Consider the following 711-nt stretch of genomic DNA (forward strand, 5'->3'; position numbering starts at 1 on the left):
TATGGACTCGCGGTGCCACTAATTCGATTTCCATGAGCTGCGAGAGCCGATAGTCAGCTGCATGCCAACATCCAGGATGCCTTCAATGCGGCTGGGGTACAGATCATGTCGCCCAATTACATCGCCGACCCGGAGCTGCCCAAGATCGTGCCGCCCGACAACTGGGACCCGAAAACCCCTGCGGACTGACGCCGGCACACCGCTCTGGGTGCCGCGGCGTGGGGATGAATTGGAAGCGTGCAGGGCTGACATCTGGCGGCGCTAAGCTGCCGCCCAATCGCACGCTGGCCTGCATGAATACAGCGCTGGGCGATATGTACTGCTGCGTTGCCGCAAGGCCTTTTTGCGGTGGATCGCTAAACTGTTTTCATTTGCAACGGAGGTGGTATGACTGGTTTTCGTCCGGTGTCGCTGATTGGCGTGCCCACCGATGTCGGCGCTGGCGCACGTGGCGCGCGGCTTGGCCCGGAAGCACTGCGTATTGCAGGCCTGCCCGAGGCCTTGGCCGGGCGCGGTGTGGAGGTGCGCGATATCGGCAACCTCGATGGCCCGCGCAATCCGTGGACTGGTCCGGTGCAGGGGTATCGTCATCTCGATGAAGTGGTGGCATGGAACCACGCGTTGATGGAAGCCACCTATGCCGAGTTGAGCGAAGGCCGCCTGCCGATCATGCTCGGCGGCGACCATTGCCTGGGCGTTGGCTCGATCACT

General features: G+C 62.3%; 1 protein-coding gene. It reads left to right on the top strand.

Annotation, left to right across the window (positions count from 1 at the left end; translation table 11 throughout):
* Positions 1-387: 387 nt before the first annotated feature.
* Positions 388-711 (top strand): arginase family protein (locus ABB27_RS18655; RefSeq protein ID WP_211263735.1); only part of this gene is annotated, 324 nt, incomplete at its 3' end.

The sequence above is a fragment of the Stenotrophomonas terrae genome (assembly GCF_001431465.1).
GTDB classification, from domain to species: domain Bacteria; phylum Pseudomonadota; class Gammaproteobacteria; order Xanthomonadales; family Xanthomonadaceae; genus Stenotrophomonas; species Stenotrophomonas terrae.